General features: G+C 76.9%; 1 pseudogene. It reads right to left on the minus strand.

The window, feature by feature from the left end:
* Nucleotides 1–130 precede the first annotated feature (130 nt).
* Nucleotides 131–593 (minus strand): annotated as a pseudogene (locus ACK4SE_RS14165) (hypothetical protein); the annotation flags it as partial.

Raw genomic sequence — 593 nt, forward strand, 5'->3', positions numbered from 1 at the left:
GCGTCGCGCGCCGGGTCCCAGGGCAGCACGCGTACGCGGCGAGCCAGCGGGTCGTACTCCTGGAAGTCGCCGCCGGGCGGCCGCAGCTCCAGGCACAGCACAGCGCGCTCCGACGTGCACTCCGCCTGCGTCAGCGCCGAGCCCAGAGTGCTCTGCTGGTCCGTCTGCGCGCGGCGGCGATGGCGCGGGCGTGAGCGGCGGCGCCACGTGCGGCGGCGGCGGCGGCGCAACGCACCGGCTGCAGCGGCGCCAGCGGGATGCTGCGCTTGGCGTCAAACACGCGCAGGCGCGCGCAAGCGAGCGGCACCAGGTAGCCCCACCCCACCCGCACCAGCGCACGCCGCAGCACCGCCTCCAGAGCCTCGCTGCGATTGGCGGGCATGCGGAACACGCCGTCAGCGCCGCCGCCACCGCCGCCGCCACCGCCGCCACCGCCGCCACGGCGAGGCTGCGGTGAGTCCTGCTTCGCGGAGGCCTGCTGCGGTGAGCCTTGCTGCGTGGCGTCGCCGCGCGCAGCAGCGGCTGGTGCCTCTGCCTCCTCCTCCTCCTCCTCCTCCTCCGCCGCCGCATGCAGGCCTGCAGCAACGGCGGCG

It is taken from the genome of Brevundimonas sp., from assembly GCF_046293315.1.
Lineage (GTDB): Bacteria > Pseudomonadota > Alphaproteobacteria > Caulobacterales > Caulobacteraceae > Brevundimonas.